The 12,503-nt window shown below is 66.8% G+C and carries 12 protein-coding genes and 4 tRNA genes; 5 read left to right on the top strand and 11 right to left on the bottom strand.

Features of this window, described 5'->3' with window-relative positions:
* Window positions 1-179 precede the first annotated feature (179 nt).
* On the top strand, window positions 180-1,133 hold the full coding sequence (locus IBJ82_RS03075) for a hypothetical protein (protein WP_370585119.1): 954 nt from the start codon (window positions 180-182) through the stop codon (window positions 1,131-1,133).
* Here IBJ82_RS03075 and IBJ82_RS03080 read toward each other — a convergent pair.
* The 5 genes from IBJ82_RS03080 to IBJ82_RS03100 form a co-directional block, all read right to left on the bottom strand.
* On the bottom strand, window positions 1,099-2,292 hold the full coding sequence (locus tag IBJ82_RS03080; protein ID WP_370585120.1) for a hypothetical protein: 1,194 nt from the start codon (window positions 2,290-2,292) through the stop codon (window positions 1,099-1,101). The two genes, IBJ82_RS03075 and IBJ82_RS03080, sit on opposite strands and share 35 nt — an antisense overlap.
* A gap of 52 nt (window positions 2,293-2,344) precedes the next feature.
* Window positions 2,345-3,418, bottom strand: coding sequence for a phospho-N-acetylmuramoyl-pentapeptide-transferase (gene mraY / locus IBJ82_RS03085; protein WP_194824404.1), 1,074 nt, complete (start codon window positions 3,416-3,418; stop codon window positions 2,345-2,347).
* A 179-nt stretch (window positions 3,419-3,597) separates the two neighbouring features.
* Window positions 3,598-3,672, bottom strand: a tRNA-Val gene (locus tag IBJ82_RS03090).
* A 1-nt stretch (window position 3,673) separates the two neighbouring features.
* A tRNA-Cys gene (locus tag IBJ82_RS03095) sits at window positions 3,674-3,744 on the bottom strand.
* A 40-nt stretch (window positions 3,745-3,784) separates the two neighbouring features.
* Window positions 3,785-3,856: transfer RNA gene (locus IBJ82_RS03100), tRNA-Gly, on the bottom strand.
* Window positions 3,857-4,272: 416 nt separating this feature from the next.
* Here IBJ82_RS03100 and IBJ82_RS03105 point away from each other — a divergent pair.
* A tRNA-Val gene (locus tag IBJ82_RS03105) sits at window positions 4,273-4,344 on the top strand.
* Between the two features lie 486 nt (window positions 4,345-4,830).
* Here IBJ82_RS03105 and IBJ82_RS03110 read toward each other — a convergent pair.
* The 4 genes from IBJ82_RS03110 to IBJ82_RS03125 form a co-directional block, all read right to left on the bottom strand.
* On the bottom strand, window positions 4,831-6,156 hold the full coding sequence (locus tag IBJ82_RS03110; protein WP_194824405.1) for a replication-associated recombination protein A: 1,326 nt from the start codon (window positions 6,154-6,156) through the stop codon (window positions 4,831-4,833).
* Complete coding sequence (locus tag IBJ82_RS03115; RefSeq protein WP_228536407.1) at window positions 6,153-6,317, bottom strand: hypothetical protein; 165 nt, start codon at window positions 6,315-6,317, stop codon at window positions 6,153-6,155. The genes IBJ82_RS03110 and IBJ82_RS03115 overlap by 4 nt, the downstream gene beginning before the upstream one ends.
* On the bottom strand, window positions 6,314-6,700 hold the full coding sequence (locus IBJ82_RS03120; protein WP_194824406.1) for an MmcQ/YjbR family DNA-binding protein: 387 nt from the start codon (window positions 6,698-6,700) through the stop codon (window positions 6,314-6,316). The genes IBJ82_RS03115 and IBJ82_RS03120 overlap by 4 nt, the downstream gene beginning before the upstream one ends.
* A 562-nt stretch (window positions 6,701-7,262) precedes the next feature.
* Complete coding sequence (locus IBJ82_RS03125; RefSeq protein WP_194824407.1) at window positions 7,263-7,928, bottom strand: TetR family transcriptional regulator; 666 nt, start codon at window positions 7,926-7,928, stop codon at window positions 7,263-7,265.
* 99 nt (window positions 7,929-8,027) lie between these two features.
* On the opposite strand from IBJ82_RS03125, the gene IBJ82_RS03130 reads away from it, so the two are divergent.
* A complete protein-coding gene (locus IBJ82_RS03130; protein WP_194824408.1) occupies window positions 8,028-8,939 on the top strand; it encodes an SDR family NAD(P)-dependent oxidoreductase in 912 nt (303 codons plus the stop codon).
* Between the two features lie 129 nt (window positions 8,940-9,068).
* On the opposite strand, the gene IBJ82_RS03135 is transcribed toward IBJ82_RS03130, so the two are convergent.
* Window positions 9,069-10,052 (bottom strand): alpha/beta hydrolase, encoded by a 984-nt coding sequence (locus IBJ82_RS03135; protein ID WP_194824409.1) that lies wholly within the window; start codon window positions 10,050-10,052, stop codon window positions 9,069-9,071.
* Window positions 10,053-10,262: 210 nt separating this feature from the next.
* On the opposite strand from IBJ82_RS03135, the gene IBJ82_RS03140 reads away from it, so the two are divergent.
* The gene (locus tag IBJ82_RS03140; protein ID WP_194824410.1) at window positions 10,263-11,081 is read left to right on the top strand and encodes a CoA ester lyase; all 819 of its coding nucleotides are present in this window, start codon (window positions 10,263-10,265) and stop codon (window positions 11,079-11,081) included.
* A gap of 32 nt (window positions 11,082-11,113) precedes the next feature.
* A complete protein-coding gene (locus tag IBJ82_RS03145; protein ID WP_194824411.1) occupies window positions 11,114-11,806 on the top strand; it encodes a hypothetical protein in 693 nt (230 codons plus the stop codon).
* Here the strand turns inward: IBJ82_RS03145 and IBJ82_RS03150 are convergent.
* Complete coding sequence (locus tag IBJ82_RS03150; RefSeq protein WP_194824412.1) at window positions 11,760-12,503, bottom strand: arylmalonate decarboxylase; 744 nt, start codon at window positions 12,501-12,503, stop codon at window positions 11,760-11,762. The genes IBJ82_RS03145 and IBJ82_RS03150 overlap by 47 nt on opposite strands.

The raw sequence follows: 12,503 nt of genomic DNA on the forward strand, positions 1-12,503 counted from the left end.
TTGGCACAATGAAATGGCTTGATATACAAGCAGAGTCGCGTTTGTGATATCTATCACCGGGCGGTGACGCACCCGAACGCGGGTCAAGGGGGCTGGCGCCTTTTCAGTGGCTGCGGGAACCTGATGTCCAGGACGTGCGCGTGAGCCTACGACGGGTCCCTTGGTGAGGGAGTGATGGTGTGAGGACGAAGCGGCTGAGCGAGACCCAGGTGGCGTGTGGACGACAGGCGCTGCTCGACGAACTGGGGATTTCCGAGGGCAGCCGCCGCGCCGTCACCGAGCGCACCGGGTATGGCTGTGGTTGCCCCGAATGTGCCGCGATGCAATGGAATACGCAGCGTCTCGAACACTGGATCTGTGGCAGGCTCACGGCGGCGGGCGCCGACGAGGCCGAGGTCGACGCGCGGATCGACGATATCCCCGTCGATATCTACTGGCGCCGAGGTGACCGGCGCTGCGTGGTCGAGGTGCACAGCGGCCCACTCGACATCACCGCGGCCCGTGCCCACCGGAAACGCTTGCAGGCGGCCGGAATCGACGATGTGCTGTGGGTATGCCCGCAGGGCTACTGGGTGCCGCTGGTCCCCGCGGTCGGCATCGCCGACTTCGCGCCCGCGGCCGCCGACTACCGCATCGACCGGGGCATGCTCGCCGCGGGCGAGACCGGTTTCGCCGCTCCGGCTCGCGGGAGCACGGAGTTGCGTGATTTTCTCGAAGGCTGGGTGTCCGGCGAAATCCACTGGGGGCACGCAGATCTCACGACAGGAGGGTGGGCCGACGTGGGCACCTGGGAACGGCACACCGCGGCGCAGGCCGCGATGATCGAGCACCAGCGCACGGAGTTGCGTGATCAGCGGGTGCAGCTGGCGGTCTCGCGCCAGACCGTGCGCGACAAGCAGCGGCTGATCGGCCGTCTGCACAACCGGATCGATCGGGCCGGGGTGAACGCCGACGCCGTAGCCATCATGATGGGCGGACTGCGCAGCGAACTCGTCGCCCAGCAGCGCGCCGCGGCGAGCCTGCGCGCGAGCATCGGTCGGATGGATCGCATGCTGAATCAGTGGCAGTGGCTCACCTGCTGCGCGATGCTGTTGGTCCTCACCGTGATGGTCGGCGCGATGGTGACGCGCTGAGCCGCATCGGCAACCGGTCCCACTGCCAGTCGTTGCGGAGTACGAGACCGGCCAGGTCGAGGAGGTCGAGGCCGGTTTCCGCGCTGGCCGTAGCCAGCGCTTGGCGATCGTAGGGCCCCTGTTCGAGGTCGGTGACCAGGCGTTGCTCGATCGAGGAGTCGACCGTGCGGGCCTGGAGCTGGGGTGTGCCGAGCGCGCTGCCGGTCCAGGCGAGCCAGCCCCAGCCGTGCTCGTGCGCGTAGGCGCGGCCGAGTTCGCTCTGGATCCGATTGCGGTGGAAGGCTATGCGGCCCAACGGGACCACGTCGACCAGGACGGTGCGGCCGTCGGTGAGCTGTGCGGCGACCGCCGGATAGTGGACCTGATCCTCGCCGCCGAAGTGGTACGTCAGCGCGGTCGGTTCCTCCTGGAACGCCGCTACCGACGGGTCGGCGTCGAGGGTTCGGAGCAGTCGGGCCGCCATCGCGGAGTCGTAGGCGACGTCGCGGCCCGCCTTCGCCAAGTAGAACCGTCCCCGGTCGGCGTCGTCACCGTCGGCCACCCGCGCCGACTCGGTCGGTAGCGGGGCGGCGGACCCGGTCGACCACTCGACGTCGGCCAGCAGTGCCCGCAGATCGTCGGCGCCTTCCTCAGGCACATGCAGCTTGGCCAGGATGCTGGCAGTCTTCTTCTGCCAGCCCAGGATTCGCTGCATCACGTAGCCGGCGACCCGCTTGGCGTCGCCCTGTTCGTGTCCGGCCAGCCGGAGCTTGAGATAGGACCATTCCATGGCCACCAGGTCGGTATCGGTCGCGTAGGTCTCGGCCAGCAGCATGCGCACCAGGCGCAGATCACCCGCCTCGACCGGGTAGCGGTGGGCGAACACCTTCGCCGATCGGTGTCCCGAGCGGGCGGCTTCGCGCACGATCCGCCCGATGGCTTTGGCGTAGAGCTGACGGACCCGGTCGCGGGCCAGGTCGTAGCGTGCGCCGATCCGGGTGAGAGTTTCCGGGCGCTGTCCACCGATCCCGAGGCGCAACGCGACGATGCGCGCGTCGCGGGCCGCGCGTTCGGCATGCTCGGCGAGGAGTTCGCCGACCAGCTCATCGAGCTCCTCGAGCTCGAACGAGACGTCGGCGGCGATATCGTGACCCGGTGGCACGACGATCTCGGCACTCACAGCGGCGACCTCCCTCGCTCGGTCGAGTCAGCGTAGCCGCAGGCCCCGACAACTAGAGCGAGGTCAGGTACTCGCTGTAGAACAGGCACAGCCCTGTCGCCGACGCGATCCCCGCCAGCACCCAGAACCGGATGATCACCGCGGTCTCGGGCCAATTGTTGAGTTCGAAGTGGTGATGGAAGGGCGCCATCCGGAACAGTCGAGTGTGGGTCGTGCGGAACACCACGATCTGCAGCACCACCGACATCACCTCGGCGACGAACAGCGCCCCGATCACCACGGCGAGCAGCTCGGTGCGGCTGGTGATCGACAGCCCAGCGAGCAGACCGCCCAAGCCGAGCGAACCGGTGTCGCCCATGAAGATCTTGGCCGGCGCCGCGTTCCACCACAGGAATCCGATACACGCGGCAGCGCCCGCGGCACTGACCATCGCCAGGTCGAGCGGATCGCGCACGGTGTAGCAGCCGCGTCCGGGGCTGATCTCGCACGAGTTGTCGTACTGCCACAGCGTGATCACCACGTACGCGCCGAGCGTGAGGCTCATCGAACCCGCCGCCAGCCCGTCGAGCCCGTCGGTGATGTTCACCGCGTTCGACCACGCGACCACCAGCAACACGATGAACGCGACGAAGAACAGCGACGCGAAGGTGATGGTGCTGATATCGCGGACATAGGACAGGTTGCGACCGGCCGGCGTCAGCCCCGTGGCGCCGGGAAAGCGCAGCACCAGTACGGCGAACACCACCGCGGCCCCGACCTGCCCGACGTACTTACCGGCCGCGGTCAACCCGAGATTGCGGTGTTTTCGCAGCTTGATCGAGTCATCGAGAAAACCCACCACGCCCAGCGCCGAGGCCAGCAGCAGCACCAGCACCCCCGACGCGCTCGGTCCCGGCGCATCCCACAGCAACCCGATCAGGTGCGATCCCAGATACCCGGCCCAGACCCCGGCCCCGATCGCCAACCCGCCCATCGTGGGTGTCCCGCGTTTGGCCTGATGACTGGCAGGCCCGTCGATCCGGATCTCCTGTCCGAACCCCCGCCGCGCGAAGACCCGGATCAACCCGGGCGTGAGCGTGATGGTGACGACCAGAGCGATCCCCGCCGACAACAGGATCTGCCTCACTCGATTGCCCCTTCGTGCCGCCGGTCCCGCACCGGACCCACCCGGCGATGCCGTGTGCCGATACTAGGGGAGCTCCCTCCGAAACCGTGCTGAGAGTGATCTGGGTTACAGGCTCGGCTAACTCGATCGATAACGCAAACAAGTCAGGCCCCCTCGAAAGGGGGCCTGACTCGGTACGGTGGTGCGCGATACTGGGATTGAACCAGTGACCTCTTCCGTGTCAGGGAAGCGCTCTCCCGCTGAGCTAATCGCGCGAGGTGGAGACGGGAATCGAACCCGTGTGCACGGCTTTGCAGGCCGTTGCCTCACCACTCGGCCACTCCACCGTACAAAGGAGGATGGGGCTAGTGCCTTACCTACCTCTCGAGCGGATGACGAGATTCGAACTCGCGACCCTCACCTTGGCAAGGTGATGCGCTACCACTGCGCCACATCCGCATTTACTTCACACTTAGGGGAGCGGCTCGGCCTGGCGGCTTTGCTGCTCTCTGCGGTGCGATGAGAACATTAGCCGACGTTCGACGCAGACTACAAATCGCCTGGTAAACCAGCCTAAATGTGAATTACACGCATGTCGTCCACGCACACCTGGGCCGATCTCCACTCCATCGGTCCCGCGCCAACTACATCGTGAAACATAGATATGCGCATCTGTTAATTACTTCTACCTGAAGGGACCTGCACGGACATCGATCGCCCGCTCGCGCATGCACGCGCGCGAGCGCGAAGCACTGGCTCCCGCGGCTTCGCCTCGCCGAAACCCCGCTTCACAAGGCGATTTGGTGTCATCCCGACCCTCCGTGCTAATGTTCCATCTCGTTCGAGCGGCTCGAAACCCGCCCGGCACAGTGTTCGGTCCCATAGCTCAGCGGGAGAGCGTCCGCCTCACACGCGGAAGGTCGCTGGTTCGAAACCAGCTGGGACCACAGAATCCCCTCGACATAACGCCTGGTCGGGGGGATTTTTCATGTCATACGCCCGCGGCGCGTGTCACCGTGATTGACCCTGTTGGCCGCCGCGATCCGGGGCTAGGTGCACGCGTGGGGCACGGGCTCCCCTAAGCCTCACGGTTTGAGTGATCGCAGTCGGTGTGTAGCGGTGGGGCGTAGGTCGTCGTGGCGCAGGCCAATGTTGCCCAAGGGCACGTACTTCTGCTTGACGGCCATGGCGGTAAAAGTGTCGGTCAAGTGCCGATTGTTCGAGGTAGGGGCTGCATTCGATCTGACGATGCCGGTCCGCCGGTGCAGCCTGGTTTCGTTCCCATCTCGATGTGTCATCGGCGGGGCACATCGAAGAACGGAACGCGGGCGGCCAGGAAATTTGCTCCGGCTGTGTGGAGAGTTCTGGTTCTGTTTGCCCGTCCAGAAGCGCACCCGGTTGCGGTATGGCAGCCTCGGCTGTGAGGGGCCGGGTCAGTCGGTGTCGGATCCGGGGGCTGCGTCGGCGGGGCCGCCATTGCGGAGTTGCGTCCAGTGGCGGAGTCGTTCGGTGATCGCTCGCTCGTATCCGCCGGTAGAGGGTTCGTAGAAGGTCTGCCGGGGCATGCCGTCGGGGAAGTAGTTCGCCCCGGAGAAGCCGGTCTTGGTGTCGGGGTCGTACTGGTAGTGCGCCCCGTAACCCAGATCCTTCATGAGCCGGGTCGGGGCGTTGAGAATGTGCGCCGGCGGCATCTGGGAGCCGGTGCTCTTGGCCGCGGCGCGGGCCTTGTTGAAGCCGCGGTATACCCCGATCGACTTCGGCGCGGTCGCCAGGTAGAGGACGGCCTGCGCGATCGCGAGTTCGCCTTCGGGTGAGCCCAGACGTTCGTATACATCCCATGCGGCGAGGGCCTGCTGCAACGCGGCGGGATCGGCCAGGCCGATGTCTTCGGTGGCGAATCGGGTGATGCGGCGGGCGATGAACAACGGGTCCTCGCCGCCGTCGAGCATCCGCGCCAGCCAGTACAGAGCGGCATCAGGGTCGGAGCCGCGCATCGATTTGTGTAGCGCGGAGATGAGGTTGTAGTGGCCCTCCTGCGACTTGTCGTACAGCGGTGCCCGCTTCTGCACCGCGGCAGCGAGGGCGGCTGAGTCGACGGGTGCGGGCAACGCCTGCACCTGCTCGATCATGTTCAGCAGGTACCGGCCGTCCCCGTCCGCCATCGCGACGAGTGCCTGCCGGGCGTCCTCGTCGAGTGGTAGCGGTGCGCCGAGCAGGGTTTCGGCCCGACCGATGAGCGCGCGCAGGGCGGTGGCGTCGAGGCGTCTCAGGACGAATACCTGACAGCGTGAAAGCAATGCGCCGTTGAGTTCGAAGCTGGGGTTCTCTGTGGTTGCGCCGACGAGGACGATCGTGCCGTCCTCGACATAGGGCAGGAACGAGTCCTGCTGTGCACGGTTGAAGCGGTGGATCTCGTCGACGAACAGCAGCGTGCCCTGTCCGGCTTCTCTTCGTAGCCGCGCTGCGTGGAACACCTTCCGCAGGTCCGCGACACCAGAGAACGTCGCCGACAACGGTTCGAAGATGAGGTTGGTCTGCTCGGCGAGGAGTCGGGCGATGGTGGTCTTCCCGCAGCCGGGCGGGCCCCACAGGATCATCGAGGCCAACCGGTGCGCGACGACCATCCGGCCGATCGGGGCGTCTTCGGCCAGGAGATGGCCCTGACCGACGACATCGGTCAGGGTACGAGGCCGCAGCCGATCCGCTAGCGGCCGGGAAGCGTTATCGGCCTCGAACAGCGAAGGCTGCTGCTCATTCACGATCTCTTCCCGGGGCCGGCGGCTAGGTCGTAGGAGTCGTGCACCAGATCCTCGACGAGCCGCTTCGTCACGCCCCGGCCCGCGCCGACGGAGATCCAGTGCTGTTTGTCCGCCGCGGTCTCGCGGGCGGTCTGCTGTAGCTGCTCTCCCGAGAGGGTCACTGCTCGCTCTTTCCGAAGGTCGCGGGATCCACGGGACGCTCGGCTCGGGGGAGGTTCTCCACGACGAGCAGGTACGACTCGGTCACCAGGTCCTCGATGAGGCGTTTCGGTAGCTTTCCGCCCGGGTGCAGGGTGATCCAGTGCTGCTTGTTCATGTGGTAGCCGGGTGTGATGTCCTCGTGCTGTTCCCGGAGCGCTTTGCCGTCCTCCGGCGCGGCTTTGATGATCACGATCGGTTCACCGGTGATCTCGGTCAGCAGCATGAACACCTTGTCCCGCACCTTGAACACCTCCCAGTCCGGGCCGAACGGGTGCTCGAGCCCGGCGCCCGGGAGCTCCTGCGCGCGGTCCGTGGCGCACCGCTGCACTATCTGGCTGTGCATAGGTCCCTCCAAGATCGACTTATAGGAAACCCGAGTACGGACGATGGTACGTATTCTGACCGACAGAGGGAGCGCGGTGCGGCGGGGCAAGTCCAACGATCCTGGACGACGACGGGCATCCTGAACGCGACGCTTTCGGTGATCCGTTCGCACGGGGTGCACGCAGCCGCCTACCAGCGCATTGCCACACGGGCCGACCCACGGAGGGGCAAGTCGCAGCTGGAAACTCGAGCGACCCTGGGGAACAAGTGTGTTCGAGCCGTTCGTGTGTGGATCGCCGAAATGCCGCCGGTGGGGATCTCTTCAAGCTGGGGTCGTGAGAATTTTCGATCCGGAGTGGACCGGCAGCGTCCGGGATCGACCACTATCACCCGGCGGGCGGTGTCTACGTGGACGGCAGGCAGCCGCGACAGAGGCCGCGACCTGACGTACTGGTACGGCCGTCTTCGGTGTGAGCGCCCCCGCCCTGCACCGGATTTCGTTGTAGGCGACAGCGCGAGCGGGCCCGTCGAACCAGGTGCGCCATATGCACGGCCGTTTCCTTCACGGTAAGCGGAGAGGTTCAGGCGCGTGGCAGCACGCCCAGCAGCGACGAGGTGAAGGAGATCCGCAGAGCGTCGCGCAGATCCATGTGGAGCACGCCGAGAGTGGGCTCGTCCGCATAGGCGGCGAGGAGGCTGGGCGGTGGCGGGGTGTAGGACGACAGGGCGCCCGCCGAGACGAGGCTCATCAGGCAGAACAGTTGCGCGCCGTCGCCGAGCTCGGGCAGGTGGCGGTGCACGAGCTCGGTCATGGCTGTGAGCTTGGTGAGGGAGGAGCGCTTGTGCCGCTTGACCACCTCGACCGAGACGTTGTGCTCGAGGACGCCGCCCTGCGCGCCGAAGAGGTCGCACAGCACCACCCGGTCCGCCAGCGACTGGCTGAGGATCTCGGCCAGCTGGCCCGCCCGCACTTCCGGTGCCGCGTGCGCCTCGATGCCGGCGGTCAACTCCTCCGTCAGTTCGGCAAGCCAGGTTCCCAGGAAGTCGTCCAGCAGTTCGAGCAGCACCGCCTCGCGTGACTCGAAATATCGCAGGACGTTCGACTTGGCCAAGCCCACCCGTCGACTCAGTTCGTTGAGGCTCACCTCGGCCACGGGCATCTCGTCGAGCATCGACGCCGCCGTGTCCAGGATCGCCCGGCGGCGGATGCTTCGCTGCTCCGCACTTCGCGCCCGCTGGAAAGTCACGCCCTCACTCTAGCTTAAAGACCGCCGGTCCCTTGACATAAGACCGCCAGTCTCTTAAGCTCGGCCTATAACAGACCGACGGTTTCTTAGGAGCGCATCATGAGCAGTAACTGGACCGAGCAGCACATTCCCGACCAGCGCGGCCGGGTGGCGATCGTGACCGGCGCCAACACCGGGCTGGGTTTCGAGACCGCCCGAATGCTGGCCGAGCGAGGGGCGGCGGTGGTGCTGGCCGTCCGTGACGTCGAGAAGGGCAAGCAGGCGGCCGCCCGCATCACCGGCGACGTCACCGTCCAGGCCCTCGACCTGACCTCCCTGGAATCGATCCGGTCCGCGGCGGCCGACCTGCGCGCCACCCACCCCCGCATCGACCTTCTGATCAACAACGCGGGCGTGATGTACACCCCGAAGCAGACCACCGCCGACGGCTTCGAGCTGCAGTTCGGCACCAATCATCTCGGCCACTTCGCCCTGACCGGCCTGCTGCTGGACCGGCTCCTGCCCGTCCCCGGCTCCCGCGTCGTGACGGTCAGCAGCACAGGCCATCGCATCCGGGCCGCCATCCACTTCGACGATCTGCAGTGGGAGCGCTCGTACAGTCGCATCGGCGCCTACGGCCAGTCCAAACTCGCCAATCTGATGTTCACCTACGAACTGCAGCGTCGGCTCGCATCGCACGGCACCACCGCCGCGGTCGCCGCCCACCCTGGCGTGTCCAACACCGAACTTCTCCGCAACACGCCCGCCGCGCTCCGCCTGCCCGTCACTTGGCTCGCGCCCCTGCTCACCCCACTGTTCACCCAGGAGGCCGACATGGGCGCCCTGTCGACCCTGCGCGCCGCCACCGACCCGGCCGTTGTCGGCGGGCAGTACTACGGCCCCGGCAACCGGGGGGAGATCCGTGGATATCCGAAGCTGGTCACCTCCAGTCCCGACTCCCATAATCAAGCGGCCCAGCAGCGCCTGTGGACCGTCTCCGAAGAGCTCACCGGGGTGACGTTTCCCGTGTGATGAAGCGGTGACTCCACAAGTGTGCGCGCACCCTCGTTGACCGCTAGTCGTACTGCCTGAGAGCGGCAGACGCCGTCAGCCGTGCGCGGTGGGGCGGGCACCCGACCAGGGATGAGTGGCGGTTCCCGATCACTTTCCTTGCAGGATCGTCGCGGTCGGCGCTGCTGCGACGGTGGGGGTGACTGCGGCTTCGGGGGTGGCAGGGTAGTAGTCGGGGGTCTCGGTGCCCGTGAGGAAGTCGCTGGTCCAGCCGAGTGCGAGTGTGCGGAGCATCGTCGTGTTCGAGATGCTCGGGGTGCCGCACAGCAGCGTTCCCAGTGAATCCGAGCTGGTGCCCTCGGCGTCGGTGTGCATGCCGTCGCTCACGCTGATGCCGAGGAACGGTCGATGAAGCTGTTGCTGGACTGCCGTAGTGCCGCTGCCGAGGTTGTTGCACAGCGACGGTGCCGCGGCGATCGTCAGGATGGGGAGGTCGGTGGGGTCGAGGTCGGCGAGTGCGCGGTCGCTGTTGTCGCCGAGAAAGGATTTCACCGGATCCAGCAACACCAGACCACGCAGGTGTGCGAACACTTCCGGGTGCGCGACATGGAGGCGATGTGCGACGAACGCGACCGCCTCGGCGCCGGCGGAGTGTCCGACGAAAACAAGGTCGCTGGGCAGTCGTGGGGCGACCATGCCCGCGCGTGCGGCCGCGGCCGCGAGGCTGCGCGCGAGTGCGCCGTCGGGGTCGGTGGCGGTACCGAACAGGGTCGCGACGTTGTCGAGGAATTTGGTGTTGTCGCCGAGATTCTGCAGCGTGCATCCGGCGAGATCCATGAACGGCAGTGCGGGCGCGAAGACCAGATAGCCGCTGTCGGCGAAGGCGGTCGCCAGCTGTGCGACGTTGCTGTTGGTGCGGGCGAAGCCGTGCTGGATCCAGACCATGCCCCTGGGGGTTCCGGTCGGCAGGTACCAGTCCGCGCTCTGCTGCAAAGTGGTTGAGGTGCAAGGGATATCGACTGTGCCGGGGAGCCGCGACGCGTCCGATCCGGCGGTCGGTGCGGTGATGGCAAGGGCGCAGGCGGCGATGATGGCGGCGCTTGCCGCGGCCAGGGCCGAACCTCGAGAACTCATGGTGACTCCAACAACGGCGGAACACCTGTTTCGCTCTGCGAAATGGTGTTTCTTAACTGCGATGGTTTATTAGCGCCCACGTGGGTGTGGATGTCAAGTGGTGGCCTGGCGACGTGTGGTGGTGAATCGGGGCTGGACGGCGCCGGTGTGAGCGCGATACGTTTCGATAGGTGAAACGCTGTTACGGCAATCGAGAAGTGCGGTGAGCGGGTGAGATCGGCGCTGTATGTCCCCGGCAATCGACCGGAACTGTTCGACAAGGCGCTGGCCGGTCCCGCCGACGTAGTGCTGCTCGATCTGGAAGATGCCGTTCCGCTGCGACAGAAGGAGTCGGCGCGAGCCGAGGTCTCCGCTTGGCTGCGCACGGTCGCCGATGCCGGACAACGGATCTGGGTGCGGGTGAACTCTGGTTCGCTGTGCCGCGACGACTTGCGGGCGGTGGCACTGCCCGCGGTGGCTGCGGTGTGCCTGGCGAAAACTGAATCAGCGGAACAGGTTCGGGCGGCGGACGAGGTGTTGCGGGAGTGCGAACCGCAGGTCGGCGCGATCCGGGTGTGCCCGCTGTTGGAGAGCGCTGCCGCCGTGCTCGATGCCAAGACGATTGCCGCCGCCCCTCGGGTATGGCGGCTGCAACTCGGGGAAGCGGATCTGCGCGCCGATCTGGGGATCGAAACCAGTTCCGACGAACGCGAACTGTTGGCCATCCGCACCCATGTGGTCCTCGCCAGCGCAGCGGCGGGGATCGCGCCGCCGCTGGGGCCCGTCGACACCGATTTCCGCGACCTGGACCGGTTGCGTGAGCGGACGAAAGCGTTGGCGCGGATGGGGTTTCGCGGGCGCGCCTGCATCCATCCCGCGCAGCTCCCCGTGGTCAACGAGGTGTTCACCCCCGCCGTGGCCGACCTGGAGCGGGCCCGCGTACTCGTGGGCCGCTTCGAATCCGCCGCCGGTGGCGTCCTGCTCGACGAGGGCGGCAAAATGGTGGACGCGGCCGTGATCCGGCAAGCGCGACGCCTACTGGAGGATTGACACGGCATGCCGACTAATCGGGGAGTTCTCGCGTGATCGTTTCGGCCCTGTTCGGCCTGCTCGCCCTCGGCCACCTTGTCCTCGCGTGGCTCGGTCTGTCCGGGATTCGTGCCGGTGGCGGCCGGATGCTGGTGCTTCCGACGGTGTTGTGCCTGGCGCTGTGCTACGACAACTCCGTCATCGCCATGGGGCGCACAGTGGGGGTCGGGCGACTGCTCGAGACGTTGAGCTGGCCGCGCTTCGCCTTGCACGCGGTGCTGACACCGCTGCTGGTGCTGTGGGCCCGCGCCGCGGTCGACCACGCGGGTGTGTCCGGGGCGCGGCGGACTGTTGTCCGGGTCGGCGCGATGGTACTGACCGCGGCGCTTGTCGCGATCGGGATCTGGCACGGCGTCCTGGGGCTCGTGTTGGAGCCGAAGTGGTGGGCCGGGACACTGCGCTACGGGTACGCCGGCGGCTCGGCCCTCGGCGCGTTTCCCGCGATCATCGCGGTGCTGGTCGTGCTCGCGGCCGGGCTCGTGCTGTGGCGTCGGCGTCGCTACTCGGTGCTGGCGGTCGCGGCGGCGACGATGACCCTGGTCGCGGGCGCGACGCCGGTGGTGCCGGTGCTCGGCAATGCGGGCGAGCTGGTACTCGCCGCCGGATTGGTGAGCACCGGTCTGTGGCTGCGGCGAGAATTCAGTGGTCCCGTAGCAGCGAACCCGCACCCTCGATCCGGTCGTTGATGCCGTTGTCGCGCAGTGCCATCCACCAGGTCGCGGCATTGATGGCGATCACCGGTTTACCCAGCCAGCGTTCGGCCTCATCGGCCAGGCGCACCATGGACAGGTTCGTGCCGCACTGGACGAGCGCGTCGATATCGTCGCTGTCCACCGCCCGCAGGGCGTCGCGCAGCGTGTCCTCGGTGACATGGGCGATCGATACCGCGGTGGGGCAGCGCAGGCCGGTGATCGCGGCGACGTCGAAGCCGAGCTCGCCGAAGAACCGGACCACATTTTCGTCGCCGATCGGCTGATAGGGCGTGACGACGCCGATTCGCTTCGCGCCGTTGAGCGTCAGCGCCCGGCGGCATGCCTCGGCGCCGGTGGCGACCTCCAGCCCGGTCGCCTCGTGGATCTGCTGGATGAATTTGCGGTTGCCTTCGATGCCGCCCCAGAAGGTTTCGGCCGACATCCCCATCACCATGTAGTCCGGTTCGCAGGTCATGATCCGCGCACAGGTCCCGTCCATTTCGGCGCGGATCTGGTCGAGCAGATGGGACATGCCCGCGTCGTCGCTCATGTTCTGGTCGCGGATGTGGATGCGGCCGAAATGCGCGGTGACCCCTGGCACGCTCATCCGCCCGAAATCTGGTTCGACCACGGTATTCGTCGATGGGGCGAGTACGCCGAACTTGCGTCGCCAGCCCAGTACGTCAGGCAT

It is taken from the genome of Nocardia sp. XZ_19_231, assembly GCF_015355705.1.
In the GTDB taxonomy this organism is placed as follows: domain Bacteria; phylum Actinomycetota; class Actinomycetes; order Mycobacteriales; family Mycobacteriaceae; genus Nocardia; species Nocardia salmonicida.

Excerpts from the sequence above, each read along its gene's own strand:
- IBJ82_RS03130 (WP_194824408.1), top strand. The coding sequence starts at position 8,028 with ATGAGCAGTAACTGGACCGAGCAGCACATTCCCGACCAGCGCGGCCGG.
- IBJ82_RS03135 (WP_194824409.1), bottom strand. The coding sequence starts at position 10,052 with ATGAGTTCTCGAGGTTCGGCCCTGGCCGCGGCAAGCGCCGCCATCATC.
- IBJ82_RS03150 (WP_194824412.1), bottom strand. The coding sequence starts at position 12,503 with ATGCCTGACGTACTGGGCTGGCGACGCAAGTTCGGCGTACTCGCCCCA.
- IBJ82_RS03120 (WP_194824406.1), bottom strand. The coding sequence starts at position 6,700 with ATGCACAGCCAGATAGTGCAGCGGTGCGCCACGGACCGCGCGCAGGAG.